This is a genomic window from Mycolicibacter sinensis, assembly GCF_001667375.1.
Classification (GTDB): domain Bacteria; phylum Actinomycetota; class Actinomycetes; order Mycobacteriales; family Mycobacteriaceae; genus Mycobacterium; species Mycobacterium sinense_A.
Genome location: NZ_LZIN01000055.1, coordinates 15,669 through 33,622, shown reverse-complemented (window position 1 = coordinate 33,622; position 17,954 = coordinate 15,669). Strand labels below are relative to the sequence as shown.

Sequence of the window (17,954 nt, the reverse complement as noted above, 5' to 3'; positions counted from 1 at the left end):
GAAGCGTATCAGCGGTCAGCACTTCGCATCGGCTGGCGGCAATGTGCCGTCGACCAGGTAACGCGTGGCATGGCCGTCGACGCATTCGTTGCCCTGGAACACCACCGTGTGCTGGGTTCCGTTGAACGTCAGCAGACCTCCGCGCAGCTGCTTAGCCAGATCCACACCGGCCTTATAGGGGGTGGCCGGGTCACGGGTGGTGGACACCACCATCGTCGGAGGCAGGTCGGGTACCGAGATGGTGTGCGGCTCGGTGGTCGGCGGCACCGGCCAGAACGCGCAGGTGCTCAGCGGCGCGTGGCCGGTGAACTCTCCATAGCTCATGAACGGCGCCAGCTCACGCGAGCGCCGGTCTTCGTCGATCACCTTGGCGCGGTCGGTGACCGGCGGCTGGTCGACGCAGTTGACCGCCACCCGGGCGTCGGTCGCGTTGGTGTAGTGGCCGTTGGCGTCACGGCGCATATACAGGTCGGCCAGTCCGAGCATGATGTCGCCACGCCCGTCGGCCAGGTCCGACAGGCCGTCGTTGAGGTGCGTCCAGAACGTCGGCGAGTACAGCGCCATGATGGTGCCGACGATGGCGTCGCTGTAGCTGAGCCCGCGCGAATCCTTGGTCTTGGCGCGCTTGTCCACCAGCGGGTCGACCAGGCTGTGGTAGACGTCGACGGCCTTGTCCGGTTCGGTTCCCAGCGGGCACTCCGGTTCCTTGGCGCAGTCCGCCGCGAAGTCGTCGAACGCCCCCTGGAAGGCCTGCGCCTGGCGCAGGTCCTCCTCGATCGGGTCGGCGTTCGGGTCAACGGCGCCGTCAAGGATCATCGCCCGGACGTTCTGCGGATAGGCCTCGGCGTAGGCCGAGCCGATCCGGGTGCCGTAGGAGTAGCCCAGGTAGGTCAGCTTGTCGTCGCCCAGCCCGGCCCGGATCGCGTCCAGGTCGCGGGCGACGTTGACGGTGCCGACATTGGCCAAAAACTCCTCGCCGGTCTTCTCCAGGCAGCGTGCGACGTAGTCCTTGGTCTCGTTCTCGATGCGCTCCACGCCCTCGGGGCTGTAGTCGACCTGGTTGAGGGCTCGCAGCCGGTCGTTCTCCTTATCGGAGTTGCACCAGACCGCCGGTCGCGACGACGCCACCCCGCGCGGGTCGAACCCGACGAGATCGAAGCGCTCGCGGACTTTGCGCGGCAGCGTGGAGACCAGGCTGACGGCGGTTTCGATCCCCGATTCGCCCGGGCCGCCCGGGTTGATCACCAGCGAGCCGATCTTGTCCCTGGTGGCCGGGAATCGGATCATGGCCAGCCGCGCGACGTCGCCCTGCGGTTTGGCGTAATCGACGGGCACCGCGATGAATCCGCACTGGGCGCCATCGGGCACCTTGATGTTGGTGTCGGCGGTGAACCGGCACTTGTCCCACTGGACCGGCTGGCCGACCCGCGGCGCGGCCAGCACCGCGTGGCCCGGCGTCATCCGGGTGCAACTGCCGACCGTCAGGACCACCACCGCGATCGCCAGGCAAGTCAGGGTGGTACGCGCGATCCTGTCGCGGCGGGTCGGCGGGGTCATGACACCACATGCTGCCATGCACAGCTGGGCGCAGCCGGACACCGGGCGCTCAGCGCGTGGCGTCGAGCAGTTCCCTCAGGCCCAGGTGGAAGTCGTCGGCGAGTTCCCACAGGTCCGGCAGGAGCTCGGGGCAGCTGATCACCCCGACGTTGAGGCGCCCGTTCAGCGACATCATTGTCACGTTCAGCCCCGAGCCGTGGAAGATCGGCCCTAACGGGTACATCGCGGCGATCTCGCAGCCCAGGTAGTACAGCGGCAGCTGCGGGCCCGGGACATTGGAGATCACCACGTTGTGCACCGGGCGGGCCGAGGTGAGCCGGCTTTTGGCATAGACCCGCATCGCGACACCGAACACCGCCGGCGCGGCGAACTGCGACCAGTCCTGCAGCAGGGTCGCACCGATGGCCGAACTGTGTTCCTTGGCCACCGCGTTGGCCTCGGAAATGGCCTTGAGCCGCTCGACCGGGTCGGCGATCTGCGTTTCCAGCCGGGAGAACATCCCGGACACCTGGTTGCGGCCCGGACGGTCGGACTTGCCGTGCACCGATACCGGCACCATGGCCACCAGCGACGACTCCGGCAGCTCGCCGCGGGCGCCCAGAAACTGCCGCAACGCCCCCGAAACCAGGGCCATCACCACGTCGTTGACCTTGACGCAGAAATGGTCCTTGACCTTCTTGACGTCCCCCAGATCGAGCTGGGTGTAGGCGATGTTGCGGTGGCCGCTCACATTGGCGTTGAACACGGTCTGCGGCGCGGCGAACGGCGCAGCCATCGTCTCGCCGGTACGCACCCGCTGCACCGTCTTGGCCACCGACGACACGGTGCGCGGCAACACGTTCACCAGGTTCAGGGGCCGGCTCACAAACCGGGCCAGCCCGCCCGCCACGATCGCCAGCCCGCTGGCGTCGCCGGCACCCTCGACCGGCTCCGGGCGCGGCGCGTCGACCTCGGTGCTGCACATCTGCGACAGCAGGCTGGCACCGGTGACCCCGTCGACGCCGGCGTGGTGCATCTTGGTCAGCACCGCGATGCGGCCGCCCTTGGCCGCGTCAGTCCCGTCGAGCCCCTCGATCACCCACGACTCCCACAGCGGCCGGGTGCGGTCCAGCGGCAGCGAGACGATGTGCCCGGCGATCTCCGCCAACTCCACCCGCCCGCCCGGCGGCGGCAGCCCGATGCGGTGCACGTGGTGGTTGATGTTGAAGTCGCGGTCCTCCACCCAGACCGGGTGGTCGAGGTTGAGCGGGTTGTCGGCGAGCTTCTCCCGGAACTGCGGCATCGCGGTGATGCGCTGCGCGAGTTCGTCGCGGAGCCGCCCGAAGCTGTAGCCGCCCGGCATGGTGGCGGCGTCCAACTCCAGGATCGAGCAGACGTGCAAGGGCTGTTGCGGCGTCTCCAGGTAGAGGAAGCTGGCGTCGAGTCCGCTGAGCCACTGCATGTCGCCGATGGTAGGCCGGTGCCACGGATCGGGTGTGAGGAAATCCACTGCGCATGTCGGTTCAGCTGCGCGGGTGCAGGTGGCACACTGGCTGATGTCAGACGACCCGGGGACCCGCTGAGGGCTTCGAGGATCGACCCGACCATTTCAAGGGACAACGATGTCTGAGCACGTCTATGGCGCTGCACCTGTTTCCAGCCCTGGCCCCGCCCGTATTGCCCCGCAGACCCGCGTTCATCATCTGCAACAGATGAAGGCCGAGGGCCGCAAGTGGGGCATGCTGACGGCCTACGACTACTCCACCGCCCGCATCTTCGACGACGCCGGTATTCCGGTGCTCTTGGTCGGTGACTCGGCGGCCAACGTGGTCTACGGCTACGACAGCACAGTGCCGATCTCCATCGACGAACTGATCCCGCTGGTCCGGGCGGTGGTGCGCGGCGCTCCGCATGCGCTGGTGGTCGCCGACCTGCCGTTCGGCTCTTATGAGGGCGGCCCGGCGATGGCGCTGGCCACCGCCACCCGCTTCATGAAGGAGGGCGGCGCGCACGCGGTCAAGCTCGAAGGCGGGGAGCGGGTGGCCGACCAGATCGCGACGTTGAGCGCGGCCGGCATCCCGGTGATGGCACACATCGGGTTCACCCCGCAGAGCGTCAACACCCTGGGCGGCTTCCGGGTGCAGGGCCGCGGTGATGCCGCCGAGCAGACCATTCACGATGCGATCGCGGTGGCCGAAGCGGGTGCGTTCGCGGTGGTGATGGAGATGGTGCCGGCCGAGCTGGCCACCCAGATCACCGGCAAGCTGACCATTCCCACCGTCGGGATCGGCGCCGGCCCCAACTGCGACGCCCAGGTTCTGGTGTGGCAGGACATGGCCGGGATGACCACCGGAAAAACCGCCCGTTTCGTCAAGCGATTCGGCGATGTGGGAGCTGAATTGCACCGCGCGGCAACGCAATACGCCGACGAGGTGGCAGCCGGAACCTTTCCCGCCGAGGAGCACTGCTTCTAGGAAGACTGCTTTGGGAACGCGGTGTCCGGCCGGTCCGGATGTGACAGGCTGGAGGCGTGTCGGCAACCGACCCGAACACCGCTCAATATCGCGAGGTGGAACGCAAATTCGACGTTGACGCGTCGGTCATCTCGCCGTCCTTCGACGGCATTGCCGGGGTCGCCCGAGTTGAGCAGTTGCCGGAACAGGCCCTTGCGGCCGTGTACTTCGATACACCCGGTCACGACCTGGCGGCCCGACGAGTCACGTTGCGCCGGCGCACCGGCGGTCCCGACGCCGGCTGGCACCTGAAACTTCCGGCCGGGCCGGACACCCGCACCGAAGTGCGTGCACCCCTGGGCCCGGAGATTCCGGACGAACTGCTCGACGTGGTGATGGCGATCGTCAGGGATCGGCCGCTGGGACCCGTGGCACGAATCTGTACCGCCCGCAGCGTAAGGGTGCTGCGCGACGATCGGGGTGAGGTGCTGGCTGAGTTCTGCGATGACCAGGTCACCGCATCGGCCGACGGGTCCGAGCACGAGCAAGCCGAACAGCACTGGCGGGAATGGGAACTGGAACTGGGCTGTGGGGACCTCGAGTTGCTCGACCTGCTGAGCCACCGACTGCTCGACACCGGCGCCGGGCCGGCCGGCTACGGCTCCAAACTGGCCAGGGTGCTCGGCGCGCCGGCGATGCCCGCGCACCCGACCGATCGCCTGCATCGGGCGCTGGCCCAGCAGATCGAGCAACTGCTGGTCGCCGATCGCGCGGTGCGTGCCGACGCCGACGATGCGGTTCATCAGATGCGGGTGACGATCCGACGGATCCGCAGCCTGTTGCACGGCGAGGAGGCGACCCACGCGCCGCTGCTCGGCGAACTGCAGGAATTGGGTGCGGTGCTGGGTGTCGCCCGCGACGCCGAGGTCCTGGCCCAGCGCTATCAGCAGGCGCTCGACGAGCTGACACCAGAGCTGGTCCGCGGGCCGGTGGACGAACGGCTGGTCAGCGGTTCGTTGCGCCGCTATCAGACGGGGCGACGGCGCAGTCTGACCGCGATGCGCTCCCCGCGGTACTTCCGGCTGCTCGACGGCCTCGACGATCTGGTCCGCGCGCCGGCCGCCGAGCAGTACGCCACCGTGGACATCGCCTACCGGCGGCTGCGCAAGGCGGTGAAGGCGGCCAAGACGGCTGCCGACCGCGACGCGGCGCTGCACCGGATCCGCAAGGCCGCCAAGCGGCTGCGCTACGCCGCCGCCGCCGCGGATAAGAAGAAGATCGCCAAGCGGGCGAAGGCGATTCAGAGCCTGCTCGGGGACCACCAGGACAGCGTGGTCAGCCGGGCGCATCTGCTTCAACAGGCCGATGCCGCGGCGGCCGCCGGCCAGGACACCTTCACCTACGGGCTGCTGTATGCCCGCGAGGCCGGCCTCGCCGCGCAGAGCCGGGCGAAGCTGCGGCCCGCGCTGCGCAAGCTCGACCGGGCGGTTCAGTGAGACTCGACGGAGACGGACGAGTTGGTCTGTAAGCCGGATTCTGTTCCCTGGGTGTTTGTCGCGTTTGCGGTGTTTACTGTCCGACAATCACCAAGGTCAGCGCGTCAATCGTTGGCGACGTTTGTCGCTATTGAATCTGCTGCGTACCCATTGCGTACCGGACGGTTGCGAAGTAAGCCAGATCGGGGCGGCTGCAGTACAGATATCTGCCGGGGTGAATGCCGCACGGCAGCGCCGCCACCGGGCCCGGCAGCATAGATCAACCAACGAAATACGCTGTGTCAAACAGGATTGAAGCGGACTATTCCCCGGCGGATGCGCCCGCCAGTGCGTCCAGTACCCGATCGATGAACCGGTCGGCGCTACCACGAAGGCTGTCGTTCGTGTGTTGGGTCGTGTCGACCTCAATCGGATTCCCGGAAGCGAAACGCACCACCATTGCGCGCCGGTACGTTCGATGCCCGAAACCGTCCGCCGAACCATAGACGTTGACCTCGACCCCCGTGATCTGGCTCAGCGGCCGGATCAGCGCATCCAGATCCTGCTCCTCCGCAGCGTCCGCGATGTAGTCCAGCTGTCCGATCGCGTGCCTGTCGATCCACACAAGACGGCGCTGCTGATCTGGCAACGTCTCGCGGGCGAAGCCTTCAACCGGCCATCGCCTAACCAGCTCGCCGATCTGCTCCACCACGATCCTGGGCGGCCGCGACCAGTCCGGAAATACGTCCCTGGCTATCCGCCGGAGTTGTTCTTCGTTCGTCATGGACGACAAGTTAACCCGCAATGCTCTCTCCCGCAGTCCACCATAAAGCCCTTGGAATATGCAGCAGTGGCCGTTCCGAACCGTCCGCACACCGTGGCGCGCACACTCGGTGCTGCACTTGGTGAAATTTCGCTTGCGCCGAGGGGCAAACCGTCTCCTCTGCAGGGGATTTCCGAGCTAATCCGCTCCGTATGACGCCCGCGCCCGAACCCGAATTGATGGCCGCCGCGCATATCGCCGCCGCCATTCACACGCTCGCCGCGGCAGGAGGTGCTAATCGTCGTACCAGAGCGCGACAACCAGGGCAAGGTGTCGCTCCAGATCAAGCGCCCGCCACCGCCAACCTGAAGGCCCCACGAGCTGCTGGCGTGCAGGGGTGCTGTGAACCGTCGCGGCTGAACATTTCACCTCGGCGACGATGTCCGCCATGGTCTGCCCGGCTGACCTCAGTTGCCGGATCCGCGCGTCACGCTCTCCTGGGCCGAAGCGCTGCGCCGGGTACCGCTTCGGGTACCAATGGCGGGCCGCGACCGCCAAGCTGAAGCTACCGCCAGGCTCGGGGCCGCATCTCCTGCGCCACTACTACGCCAACCTGCTGATCCGGCATGACGAGAGTTGCAGGGCGGACGAGCTGGCCTGTAAGCCGGATTCTGTTCCGCACCGCGGTGCGGTGCGGCGGCGACCATCCATCTGGGCACACCGTCGCCGGGTACCTCGAGCGGCCTACCCGCAGATTCGGGCGAGCAGCCCTCGAACACCTGCGCGACCGCACCGTAGTGCGGTCTTCTTGGCCTTGCTTCGGGTGGGGTTTACCGAGCCGCCCCGGTCACCCGGGACGCTGGTGCGCTCTTACCGCACCGTTTCACCCTTACCACCTCGCGGTGGCGGTCTGTTTTCTGTGGCACTATCCCGCGAGTCACCTCGGATTGCTGTTAGCAATCACCCTGCTCTGTGAAGTCCGGACTTTCCTCGACCCGCTTGTGGCGAGCCGCGGCCGCCCGGCCAACTCGTCCGCGCTGATCACCGTACCGGCAAGCGTCAGTGCAGGCCAACCGGCATGATGGCGCCGTGGGCGTAATAACACCGTGGCGCAAGCGAGTCGACGCCGGCGACTGGGATGCCATCGCCGCCGAGCTCGACGAATGCGGCGGCGCGCTGTTGCCCCGGCTGCTGACGGTGTCGGAGGCCGCGCGGCTACGCGGTGTCTACGCGTGCGACGAGCGCTTCCGCGCCACCGTCGACATGCAGCGCCATCGATACGGGTCCGGCCAATATCGCTACTTCGCGGCGCCGACACCCGAACCCGTCGATCACCTCAAGCGAGCGCTGTATCCGCACCTGCTGGCGATCGCCCGGGACTGGGCGGTCCGACTGCGGCGAGAGGCCCCCTGGCCGGACGACTTCGACGAATGGCTGGATCGCTGCCACCGGGCCGGGCAGACCAAACCGACCGCACTGATGCTGCGTTACGGTCAAGGTGATTGGAATGCACTGCACCGGGACCTCTACGGCGACTTGGTATTTCCGCTGCAGGTGGTGATCAACCTCAGCGACCCGTCGGCCGACTACACCGGCGGCGAATTCCTGCTGGTCGAACAGCGGCCGCGAGCCCAATCCCGGGGCACCGCCACCCAATTGCCGCAGGGGCACGGCTATGTGTTCACCACCCGCGACCGGCCGGTGCGCTCCACCCGGGGTTGGTCGACCGCACCGGTACGCCACGGTGTCTCGGCCATCCGCTCTGGCGAGCGTTACACCCTCGGGCTGATCTTTCACGACGCCGCGTGAACGACCTGCCGTCGCAGCAAGATCACATTGTCGCTCAGGGTGGCGGCCTGGCCGTCGGGTCCGACGGCGTCGCGATCAACGGTCTCCGCCCGCAGCCGTTCCCACTGCTTGTCGTCGAGCGCCAACCCCGCCAGTACCTCGTCGACCGTGGCGAAGTGATGCTCGTGGACGTGCTCGCCGGCCCAGGGCGGCGCGGCGCCGTGGTCGACGATCAGCAGCCGCCCACCCACCGCCACGGCATCAGCGGCGCGACGCAGCACCGTCTCGCGGTCCAGCCGCGCCGGGGAGTGCAGGAACTGCGCCGACACCAGGTCGAACCGGCCGTCAGGGAAGCTGGTGGACAGGTCGTGGCGCTCGAAGTGGATGCGTGACGACTCACCTCGTTGTGCCGCCGCGGTCCGCGCTCGCCTCAAAGCGTTGTCGGCGACGTCGACGGCGACCACCTGCCAACCGTCCTCGGCCAGCCAGACGGCATCGGCCCCCTCGCCGCAGCCCAGATCCAGTGCCCGGCCCGGCGCCAGGTCGGCGGTGACCTCGGCGAGGTGGGCATTGACCTGCCCGCTCCATACCCGCTCGTCCCCGCCGTAGAACTGCTCCCAGAACTCCCGGGCGTCCTGCGCCGGCTCAGTCATCGCTCAACGCTCCGGTGGCCTCCGCGGGCAGCGGCAAGCCGTAGTCCTCGGCCGCCAGGCTCTGCACCACCGCCGCCGCGGCCCGCGAGCCCGCGGCAATCGCCGCGGCGACCTGCGGCATCTCCCCGGTCAGATCCCCGGCGGCGAACACCCCGGGAACCGAGGTTCGACACAGCGGATCCACGCCGACCGGGTCTTCGGCGGCAGGACCCGGCCCGGTGATGTCCACGCCGAGCCGCTCGGCGAGCCGATCGCGCTGCCGCATGCCCGTCGCGACCAGCAGTCCGCGCCGCGGCAGTCTGCTGCCGTCAGTGAACACCACCGCCGACAATTCACCATCAGCTGCGTCGAGCGCCGCCACCGAGCGCTCGTCGACCTCGACGCCGGCAGCGGCCAGCCGGGCATGCCCGGCGTCGTCGAGGCCGGTGGAGCCGTCGCCGAGCACCACGATGTCGTCGCTCCAGCACCGCAACAACAGCGCCAGGTGCACCGCCCGGTCGCCGCGAGCCAGCACTGCCAGCGGTTGGTCGGCCACCTCCCAGCCGTGGCAGAACGGGCAGTGGAAAACCGAACGGCCCCATAGACCGTCCACGCCGGGTAACTCCGGTGGCAAGTAGGCCATCCCGGTGACCAGCAGCACCCGGCGGGTCCGCTGGCTGGTCCCGTCTGCCAGACGCACGGCGAAAACCCCGTCTACGCGGTCCACGTCGGCCACTTCGGCGGCGTGGACCTGCACACCGTAGGAGGCGAGCTCGCCGCGGCCGAGCGCGTACAGCTCAGCGGGCGGGCGGCCGTCGTGCCCCAATAAGCCGCCGATGCCGGCTGCGGTCAGGTTGCTCTGCTGGCCCGCGTCGATCACCAGCGTGCCGCGGCTGGCGCGGCCCAGTACCAGGCCGGCGCTGAGGCCGGCCGCCCCGCCGCCCACCACTATGCAGTCCCAGATTTCGTTCATGCATCCGAGCCTGCAGGCCAGCCGGCAGAATTGGCAAGGCGATTTGCCATCTGGGCAAGACCATTGGGTGCCGGTCGACCGGTGTGACAGCGCCCATTCCGGTGCGAGACGAGGCGTTCTTCTGGGCCGTCCGCCGCCCCAGCGAACCCGACTCCTAGCATCGTTGGAGTGGGTCTATTCGCGCGTAGCCGCGAAGTACCGGACGAGCAGCGAGAGATAAGGTCTCTTATGGGCAGGATCTACGACAACGTCGCCGAACTGGTCGGGCACACCCCGCTGGTGCGGCTCAACCGGTTGACCGACGGGCTCGGCGCCCAGGTCGTGGCCAAGCTGGAGTTCTACAACCCGGCCAGCAGCGTCAAAGACCGCATCGGCGTGGCGATCATCGACGCCGCCGAGAAATCCGGTGAACTGCGGCCCGGCGGCACCATCGTCGAAGCGACCAGCGGCAACACCGGCATCGCGCTGGCGATGGTCGGTGCGGCACGCGGGTACAAGGTGATCCTCACCATGCCGGACACGATGTCCACCGAGCGCCGGGTGATGCTTCGCGCCTTCGGCGCCGAGATCGTCTTGACGCCCGGCGCCGAGGGCATGTCCGGCGCGGTGGCCAAGGCGAAGCAGATCATCGCCGACACCGACAACGCCGTCGCCGCCGATCAGTTCGCCAATCCCGCCAACCCCCAGATCCACGCGACGACGACTGCCGAGGAGATCTGGTCGGACACCGCCGGCGCCGTCGACATCTTCGTCGCCGGCATCGGCACCGGCGGAACCTTGACCGGCGTGGGCCACGCCCTCAAGGCGCGCAAACCCGAAGTCAGCATCGTCGGCGTCGAGCCGAAAGACTCCGCGATCCTCAGCGGCGGCGACCCCGGGCCGCACAAACTCCAGGGCCTGGGGCCGAACTTCGTACCCGAGGTGCTCGACCGGGATGTCTACGACGAGATCATCGACGTCGGATTCGAGGACGCCATTCGGGTGGCCCGCGAGCTCGGCACCGACGAAGGCATCCTCGGGGGAATCTCGGCGGGAGCAAACGTCTGGGCCGCATTGGAATTGGCCAAGCGCCCGGAGAATGCCGGCAAGCTCATCATCGTGGTCATCCCCGACTTCGGCGAACGGTACATCTCGACGCCGCTGTTCGAGCACATCAGGGAATGATCACCTTATGAGCCTGCTATCGGCGGTACGCGAAGACCTGCGCAACGCGCGGGCACATGACCCGGCGGCACGAGGGGACGTGGAGAACGCCCTGGTCTACTCGGGCCTGCACGCCATTTGGTCGCACCGGGTGGCACATCGGCTTTGGCACCGGCCGGCCCTGCGCGGCGTCGCCCGGCTGCTCTCCCAGCTCACCCGCGCGGTCACCGGGATCGAAATCCATCCCGGTGCCACCATCGGCCGGCGGTTCTTCATCGACCACGGTATGGGCGTCGTGATCGGCGAGACCACCAAGATCGGCGACGACGTGATGCTCTATCACGGGGTGACGCTGGGCGGCCGCTCACTCAACAAAGGCAAGCGCCATCCGACGGTCGGCGACCGGGTGACCATCGGCGCCGGCGCAAAAGTGCTCGGCCCGTTGCACATCGGCGACGACTGCGCCATCGGCGCCAATGCCGTCGTCACCCATGACGTGCCGGAGAATTCGATCGCCACCGGCATCCCCGCGGTGGTGCGCGCCCGCACCGAGAACCAGCGCGAGCCCGGCGTGGACCCCACGTCCTACATCGACCCCGCGATGTACATCTGAGACGGGGTCGGCCGGCCGATTGTGCGGGCCCGGTAAGGACTGGCAAGCTGGTTTGCCATGCAGGCAAATGACGAGGAAAGCAGCGTCGATCTGCGGGTGCGGCGCCGGCTGCGTGCGCTACGCGCGCAGCAGGGTTTGACGTTGGAGGACGTGGCCACCCGCGCCCGCATCGACGTCTCGACGCTGAGCCGCCTGGAGTCCGGCAAGCGGCGCTTGGCGCTGGATCATCTCCCCCGGCTGGCCGAGGCGTTATCGGTCAGCACCGACGAACTGCTGCGCGCCCCCGAACACCCGGATCCGCGGGTGCGGGGCACCTCGCACACCGCCCACGGCATCACCTATTGGCCGCTGACCCGGCACGGGCCGGCCGGTGGTCTGCACGCGTTCAAGATCCGGGTCAGCGTGCGGCGCCGCCGCCCGGCCGAGTTACCGGTGCACGAGGGCCACGAGTGGATGTACGTGCTGTCCGGCCGACTCCGCCTGGTCCTGGGCGACGACGATTTCCTGATCGGCCCGGGCGAGGCCGTCGAATTCTCCACCTGGACCCCGCACTGGTTCGGCGCGGTCGACGGGCCCGCCGAGGCGATCATTCTCTTCGGCGCCCACGGTGAACGGGTCCACCTGCACGATTGAGGCCGACTAGAGATAGGCCGTCTGGTTCACCAGCCGCACCGAAGCCGGCCCATATGCAAAGAACTCAGCGATGCTCAGCGACGCCAGATCCAGGTGGAGTCGGTAGAGGATCGCCGGACCGGCGTCCAGCGCCAGGCGCAGCACGGTTTTGATCGGTGTCACGTGCGATACCACCAACACGGTGGTACCGCGGTGTTCGGCGAGGATCCGGTCGCGCGCTCGTGCCACCCGCTGCTGCACCGCATCGAAGCTCTCCCCCTCCGGTGGCTGCGTGGAGGTGTCCTTCAGCCACCGCCCGTGCAATTCCGGGTCGCGCGCGGCCGCTTCGACGAAGGTCAGCCCCTCCCAGGCACCGAAATCGGTTTCGGTCAGGTCCTCATCGACGGTCACGTCCAGGTGCAGCAGCTTCGCCGCCGCGGTGGCCGTGTCATAACAGCGCTGCAGCGGCGAACTGATCACCGCCGAGATGCCGCCGCGCGCAGCGAGATAGCGTGCGGCCGCATCGGCCTGCGCCCGGCCGGTGTCGGTCAGCGGTGGGTTGCCCCGTCCGGAGTAGCGGCGCTGCACCGACAATTCGGTCTGCCCGTGCCGCAGCAGCAACAGCCGGGTGGGTGTGCCTGTTGCACCCGTCCAGCCGGGTGCGGTGGGCGCCAAGGACTTCTCGACCGGCTCCGCATTCTTCGGTGCGGGCCTCTCGATTCCGGCCGCGGCGTCCATCGCCTGGTTGGCCAGCCGGTCGGCATGCGAGTTCTTCTCCCGCGGAATCCAGCTGTAGCGGACGTGGTCGAACTTCGCGGCCAATTCGCGGGCCTGCCGATGTAAGGGGATCAGGTCCGGATGCTTGACCTTCCACCGTCCGGCCATCTGCTCGACCACCAGCTTGGAGTCCATGAACACCGCGACCTCGGCGGCACCCAACCGTGCCGCCTCGGTCAAACCCGCGACCAGGCCACGGTATTCGGCAACATTGTTGGTGGCCGTGCCGATCGACTCCTGAGCTTCGGCCAGCACCTCGGCGCGATCCGCGGACCACACCACCGTTCCGTAGCCAGCCGGCCCCGGGTTGCCGCGCGACCCGCCGTCGGCCTCGACTACGACCTTCATCCCACCACCTTCATCGGCGCCGCATTAACCGAAGTCCTTGACCCGCAGCAGGATCGCACTGCACTCCGGACAGCGCAGCACCTCCTCCGGCGGAGCCGCCGAGAACCGCGCCAGCTCGCCGCGGTCAATCTCGATCCGGCAGGCCCCACACTGGCCGCCCCGCAGCGGTCCGGCACCGACGCCGGCGGATGCGCGCTGCCGCTCATAGAGCGCCAGCAGCTCGGCGTCGATCGCTGCGGCCAGCTGCTCGCGGCTCGCCGCACGCTGGGCGCGGGTGGCCTCGATCTCGCCCGAGGCGGTGTCCAGCGTCTGCTGCACCCGGGCCAGGTCGGCGGCCAGTCCGTCGATCACGGCCGACTCGGCGGTCGCCTGGGCCTGCAGTTGCTCGCGCTGCTCCAGCAGCTCCAGCAGCGAGTCCTCCAGGCTGGCCTGGCGGCGCTGCAACGTCTCCAGCTCGTGATGCAGGTCGGCGACCTGCTTGGCATTGACCTGCCCCGAGTCCAGCAGGGCGCGGTCGCGGTCCTCGCGCTGGCGCACCGCGTCGATCTCCGACTCGAAGCGGGCGGCCTGGGCGTCCAAGTCCTCCAACGCCAGTTCCAGCGCGGCCATCCGATCGGAGGCAGCCGTGTGATCGGCCTGAATGCGCATCCGGTCCTGCTGTTCGGGCAAATGACCGGCCCGATGCGCGAGCCGGGACAGCTCGGCGTCGATCTCCGACAATTCCAGCAGCGAACGTTGCTGTGCCACTTCGGCTTTCATTGCCGGTCTCCTTCGCAAGCGAGGTTCCAGGGGTCGGTGCGCAGCGCGCTGACGCGCACCGGCACGGCCGCACCGAAGTGCGAACGGAGCACGTCGGCGGCTTGCGCGCACCAGGGGTATTCACTGGCCCAGTGCGCCACGTCGACCAGCGCCACCGGTGACCGGCGGGAGTGCTCGTCGGCCGGGTGGTGACGCAGATCCGCGGTGAGGAAAACCTGGGCGTCGGCCTTGGCCGCCGCATCCAGCAGCGAGTCCCCGGCACCGCCGCAGACCGCGACCCGCGACACCGGCAGATCCGGATCCCCGGCCGCGCGCACCCCCCATGAGGTGGCGGGCAGCCCGGCGGCGACCCGGGCGACGAAGGCGCTCAGCGGCTCCGGCGCTGCCAAGGTGCCGATCCGGCCGATCCCGACACCGGCCGGTAGCGGCTGCAGCGCGAAGACGTCGAACGCCGGCTCCTCGTAGGGGTGCGCGGCCAGCAGCGCCGCGCGGACCCGGCCGCGGATCCGGGCCGGCGCCACCACCTCGACGCGGTCCTCGGCGACGCGCTCCACCGCGCCCACCTGGCCTATTGTCGGCGCCGCCCCGGCGCCGGGCAAAAACTGCCCGGTACCGGCCACACTCCAGCTGCACTGCGCATAGTCCCCGATGTGCCCGGCCCCGGCGGCGAACACCGCGGCCCGCACCGCCTCGGCGTGCTCGGTCGGGGTGTAGATCACCCACTTGTCGGTGTCGGGAGGCCTGACCGCCGGTTCCAGCACGGCCTCCACCGTCAGCCCCAGCGCCTCGGCCAGCGCATCCGATACCCCGGGGCTGGCCGCGTCGGCGTTGGTGTGGGCGGTGAACAAGGCACGTCCGGAACGGATCAGCCGGTGGATCAGGGCTCCCTTGGGCGTGCTCGCGGCCACGGTGTCCACCCCGCGCAGCAGCAGCGGATGATGAGCCAGCAGCAGGCCGCCCTCGGGAACCTCGTCGACCACCGCGGCGGTGGCGTCGACGGCCACGGTCACCGAGCTCACCAGCTCGTCGGGGTCGCCGCAGACCAGCCCGACCGAATCCCAGGACTGGGCCAGTTCCGGCGGGTAGGCGGCGTCCAGCACGTCGATGACGTCAGCCAGCCGCGCAGTCACACTTCAAGACAGTAGTGCGCCACCCGGCGGGCCCGCCGCGCACGTCGGGGACAATGGGGGCCGTGACGCGCACGACCACTGCCACCGCCGAGCTGGTGATCTTCGACCTGGACGGCACCTTGACCGACTCCGCCGCCGGGATCGTCGCCAGCTTCCGCCACGCACTGGACCACATCGGGGCGCCGGTCCCCGGCGGTGATCTGGCCCAACAGCTCGTCGGCCCGCCGATGCACCACACGCTGGCCGCGATGGGCCTCGGCGAACAGACCGACGCAGCGATCGCGGCCTACCGCGCCGACTACACCAGCCGCGGCTGGATGATGAACACCATGTTCGACGGCGTCACCGCGTTGCTGGCCGACCTGCGGGCCGCCGGGGTGCGGCTGGCCGTCGCCACCTCCAAAGTCGAGCCGACCGCACGCAAGATCCTGGCCCACTTCTCACTCGACGGGTTCTTCGACGTCGTCGCCGGCGCCAGCGTCGACGGCAGGCGGGCGACCAAGTCCGACGTGCTGGCCCACGCGCTGGAGCAGCTGGCGCCGCTGCCGGACCGGGTGCTGATGGTGGGCGACCGGCGCCACGACGTGGACGGGGCGGCCGTGCACGGTATCGACACCGTGCTGGTCGGCTGGGGTTACGGGCAGGCCGATTACGACGACGCCGAGACAGGTCCGGCCGCCCGCGTCCAGACCGTCGCCGAGTTGCGGGAGGTGCTCGGTGTCTGAGCCGACCTTGCATGTCACGTTCGTCTGCACCGGCAACATCTGCCGCTCCCCGATGGCCGAGAAGATGTTCGCCCACGAGCTTGCGCAGCGTGGCTTGGGTGATGCGGTGCGGGTCACCAGCGCCGGGACCGCGGATTGGCACACCGGCAAGGGCGCCGACGAGCGCACCAACCGGGTGCTGCTCGCCCACGGCTATCCGGTGGAGCACAGCGCCGCTCAGGTCGACGCCGACCACATGTCGGCCGATCTGGTGGTGGCGCTGGGGCGCAACCATGTCGGCTGGCTTCGCGGGCTCGGGGTTCCGGCTGAGCGGATCCGGATGCTGCGCTCCTTCGATCCGCGTTCGGGTGCCGCCGTCCCCGACGTCGAGGATCCCTACTACGGCGGCCACGACGATTTCCAGCGGGCTTTTGAGGTCATCGCGGCCGCGCTGCCGGGCCTGCACGACTGGGTCGACGCGCAGCTGGCGGGCGGCGAGGGCGGCTGATGCGGCGGCTGGCCTTCCTGCTGCGCCCGAGCTGGCTGGCCCTGGCGGTGGTGGTGCTGGCCTTCGCCTATCTGTGTTTCACCGTGCTGGCGCCCTGGCAGCTGGGCAAGAACACCACCACGTCGCGGGCCAACAGCCAGCTCGAACACGCGCTGACCGCGGAGCCGGTGCCGCTGACAACGCTGTTGCCGCACCAAGATTCGTCGGCGCCGGACGATCAGTGGCGGCCGGTGAGTGCCACCGGGCACTACCTTGCCGAGGCACAGGTGCTGGTGCGGTTGCGGCTGGTCGAAGGGGTGCCGGCGTTTGAGGTGCTGACGCCGTTCGCGGTCCGCGGCGGGCCGACCGTACTGGTCAACCGCGGCTATGTGCGCACCGACGACGGCGGCTCGCGGATGCCGCAGATCCCGCCGCCACCGGATGAGCAGGTCACCATCACCGCACGGCTGCGGGATCCGCAGGAGGTGATTCCGGGCAAGAATCCGTTCAGCGAGAACGGTTTCCGTCAGGTGTATTCGATCAACACCGACCAGGTCGCGGCATTCACCGGGGTCCCGCTCACCGGCTCCTACCTGCAGCTGGTGGAGGACCAGCCGGGCGGGCTGGGATTGATCGCGCTACCGCGCCGCGATAACGGGCCGTTCTTGTCCTACGGGATCCAGTGGATCGCGTTCGGGATCCTCGCCCCGATCGGCTTGGGCTACTTCGCGTACGCCGAGATACGCGCCCGGCGGTCGGAGAAGGCTCTCGACGAACGGACCATCGATGACCCCGACACCGACGAGCCCGCATCGCCGATGACCGTCGAGCAGAAGCTCGCCGACCGGTACGGCCGCCGGCGCTGACCGTCGCCGGCGCCGTGCCATCCTGGAGTCATGGTGAACATCACGGGCGTCGGGATCTGGAGTGCGCCGCTGCGCTACGGCGATCAGGGCGAGGCCGCCGAGGCGGCCGCCGAGCTGGAGGACTTGGGCTTCGGCGCATTGTGGATCCCCGACGTCGGTGGCCCGGTGTTCGACTCGGTGGAAAACCTGCTGTCGGCCACCCGGCAGGCGGTCATCGCCACCGGAATCCTGAACCTGTGGATGCACACCCCGGCCGACGTCGCGGCGTCCTACGCATCGCTGACCGCGACGCACGGTGACCGGTTCCTGCTCGGCATCGGGGTCAGCCACGCTCCGCTGATCGACGCCGGGGACCCCGGGCGATACCGCCGGCCGCTGCGCGCGATGAGCGAGTTTCTCGACGGGCTGGACGCCGCCGACGCGCCCGTCCCGGTCGATTCGCGGGTGCTCGCGGCGCTGGGCCCGAAGATGCTCAAACTGGCCGCCACCCGCAGCCGCGGGGCCCACCCCTACCTGACCACCCCCGAGCACACCCGGTTTGCCCGCGAGCACCTCGGCGACGGACCGTTGCTGCTGCCCGAGCAGACCGCGATCCTGTGCACCAGCCGCGACGAAGCACGCGCGATCGGCACCAAGTGGCTGGGCCCCTACCTGGCACTGCCCAACTACGCCAACAATCTGCTGCGGTCAGGTTTCTCCGAGGACGACATCGCTGAAGTCAGTGATCGGTTATTCGACGCGATCATCGCCTGGGGCACCCCGGAGGCCGTGACCAGCCGGATCGCCGAGCACCGGGCCGCCGGCGCCGACCACGTCTGTGTGCAGTTGCTGGACGCGGACCCGCGCGCCTTTCCGCGCGCGCAGTGGCGCCGGCTGGCTGAGGCGCTGGGCTGAC

The 17,954-nt window shown here is 69.0% G+C and carries 18 protein-coding genes and 1 other RNA gene; 10 read left to right on the top strand and 9 right to left on the bottom strand.

The features are described from left to right. Positions 1-15: 15 nt before the first annotated feature. Together A5771_RS11240 and A5771_RS11235 are read right to left on the bottom strand one after the other, a co-directional pair. The gene (locus A5771_RS11240) at positions 16-1,557 is read right to left on the bottom strand and encodes an alpha/beta hydrolase (protein WP_064855296.1); all 1,542 of its coding nucleotides are present in this window, start codon (positions 1,555-1,557) and stop codon (positions 16-18) included. A 49-nt stretch (positions 1,558-1,606) separates the two neighbouring features. Further along, complete coding sequence (locus A5771_RS11235) at positions 1,607-2,998, bottom strand: WS/DGAT/MGAT family O-acyltransferase (protein WP_064855328.1); 1,392 nt, start codon at positions 2,996-2,998, stop codon at positions 1,607-1,609. 160 nt (positions 2,999-3,158) lie between these two features. On the opposite strand from A5771_RS11235, the gene panB reads away from it, so the two are divergent. Beyond that, positions 3,159-4,010 (top strand): 3-methyl-2-oxobutanoate hydroxymethyltransferase, encoded by an 852-nt coding sequence (panB, locus tag A5771_RS11230; protein ID WP_064855295.1) that lies wholly within the window; start codon positions 3,159-3,161, stop codon positions 4,008-4,010. Positions 4,011-4,066: 56 nt separating this feature from the next. Continuing rightward, the gene (locus tag A5771_RS11225) at positions 4,067-5,485 is read left to right on the top strand and encodes a CYTH and CHAD domain-containing protein (RefSeq protein ID WP_064855294.1); all 1,419 of its coding nucleotides are present in this window, start codon (positions 4,067-4,069) and stop codon (positions 5,483-5,485) included. 301 nt (positions 5,486-5,786) lie between these two features. On the opposite strand, the gene A5771_RS11220 is transcribed toward A5771_RS11225, so the two are convergent. Beyond that, entirely contained in the window at positions 5,787-6,248 is a 462-nt protein-coding gene (locus A5771_RS11220; RefSeq protein ID WP_082947186.1) for a hypothetical protein, read from the bottom strand. Positions 6,249-6,871: 623 nt separating this feature from the next. Further along, positions 6,872-7,258, bottom strand: an RNA gene (gene rnpB / locus A5771_RS11215) — RNase P RNA component class A. Between the two features lie 67 nt (positions 7,259-7,325). Here rnpB and A5771_RS11210 point away from each other — a divergent pair. Next, positions 7,326-8,036, top strand: a complete 711-nt coding sequence (locus A5771_RS11210; RefSeq protein WP_064855327.1) for a 2OG-Fe(II) oxygenase — start codon at positions 7,326-7,328, stop codon at positions 8,034-8,036. Here the strand turns inward: A5771_RS11210 and A5771_RS11205 are convergent. After that, a complete protein-coding gene (locus tag A5771_RS11205; RefSeq protein WP_064855292.1) occupies positions 8,021-8,668 on the bottom strand; it encodes a class I SAM-dependent methyltransferase in 648 nt (215 codons plus the stop codon). The genes A5771_RS11210 and A5771_RS11205 overlap by 16 nt on opposite strands. Further along, positions 8,661-9,620: an NAD(P)/FAD-dependent oxidoreductase gene (locus A5771_RS11200; protein WP_064855291.1), complete on the bottom strand. Its 960-nt coding sequence runs from the start codon at positions 9,618-9,620 to the stop codon at positions 8,661-8,663. Before A5771_RS11200 ends, A5771_RS11205 begins: the two co-directional genes overlap by 8 nt. Before the next feature lie 228 nt (positions 9,621-9,848). On the opposite strand from A5771_RS11200, the gene cysK reads away from it, so the two are divergent. Genes cysK through A5771_RS11185 form a run of 3 tightly spaced genes read left to right on the top strand, consistent with a single transcriptional unit; the run spans position 9,849 to position 12,009 of the window. After that, positions 9,849-10,784 (top strand): cysteine synthase A, encoded by a 936-nt coding sequence (cysK, locus tag A5771_RS11195; protein ID WP_064855290.1) that lies wholly within the window; start codon positions 9,849-9,851, stop codon positions 10,782-10,784. Positions 10,785-10,791: 7 nt separating this feature from the next. After that, on the top strand, positions 10,792-11,376 hold the full coding sequence (gene epsC, locus A5771_RS11190) for a serine O-acetyltransferase EpsC (protein WP_064855289.1): 585 nt from the start codon (positions 10,792-10,794) through the stop codon (positions 11,374-11,376). Between the two features lie 57 nt (positions 11,377-11,433). Continuing rightward, complete coding sequence (locus A5771_RS11185; protein WP_064855288.1) at positions 11,434-12,009, top strand: helix-turn-helix domain-containing protein; 576 nt, start codon at positions 11,434-11,436, stop codon at positions 12,007-12,009. 6 nt (positions 12,010-12,015) lie between these two features. Here A5771_RS11185 and A5771_RS11180 read toward each other — a convergent pair whose 3' ends face one another. From A5771_RS11180 to A5771_RS11170, 3 genes are read right to left on the bottom strand one after another with little or no spacing between them, the layout of a single operon-like run. Continuing rightward, complete coding sequence (locus A5771_RS11180) at positions 12,016-13,113, bottom strand: bifunctional RNase H/acid phosphatase (protein ID WP_064855287.1); 1,098 nt, start codon at positions 13,111-13,113, stop codon at positions 12,016-12,018. A gap of 24 nt (positions 13,114-13,137) precedes the next feature. Next, entirely contained in the window at positions 13,138-13,872 is a 735-nt protein-coding gene (locus A5771_RS11175) for a zinc ribbon domain-containing protein (RefSeq protein WP_064855286.1), read from the bottom strand. Continuing rightward, complete coding sequence (locus A5771_RS11170) at positions 13,869-15,002, bottom strand: Nif3-like dinuclear metal center hexameric protein (RefSeq protein WP_064855285.1); 1,134 nt, start codon at positions 15,000-15,002, stop codon at positions 13,869-13,871. The genes A5771_RS11175 and A5771_RS11170 overlap by 4 nt, the downstream gene beginning before the upstream one ends. Before the next feature lie 53 nt (positions 15,003-15,055). Here A5771_RS11170 and A5771_RS11165 point away from each other — a divergent pair, with 53 nt between their 5' ends. From A5771_RS11165 to A5771_RS11150, 4 genes are read left to right on the top strand one after another with little or no spacing between them, the layout of a single operon-like run. Continuing rightward, on the top strand, positions 15,056-15,727 hold the full coding sequence (locus tag A5771_RS11165) for an HAD-IA family hydrolase (RefSeq protein WP_064855284.1): 672 nt from the start codon (positions 15,056-15,058) through the stop codon (positions 15,725-15,727). Next, positions 15,720-16,214 carry a low molecular weight protein-tyrosine-phosphatase gene (locus tag A5771_RS11160; protein ID WP_064855283.1) on the top strand — a complete coding sequence of 165 codons (495 nt, stop codon included), beginning with the start codon at positions 15,720-15,722 and terminating at the stop codon, positions 16,212-16,214. The genes A5771_RS11165 and A5771_RS11160 overlap by 8 nt, the downstream gene beginning before the upstream one ends. Continuing rightward, positions 16,214-17,059: an SURF1 family cytochrome oxidase biogenesis protein gene (locus A5771_RS11155; RefSeq protein WP_064855282.1), complete on the top strand. Its 846-nt coding sequence runs from the start codon at positions 16,214-16,216 to the stop codon at positions 17,057-17,059. The genes A5771_RS11160 and A5771_RS11155 overlap by 1 nt, the downstream gene beginning before the upstream one ends. 33 nt (positions 17,060-17,092) lie before the next feature. Further along, positions 17,093-17,953: an LLM class F420-dependent oxidoreductase gene (locus A5771_RS11150; protein WP_064855326.1), complete on the top strand. Its 861-nt coding sequence runs from the start codon at positions 17,093-17,095 to the stop codon at positions 17,951-17,953. Position 17,954 lies beyond the last annotated feature (1 nt).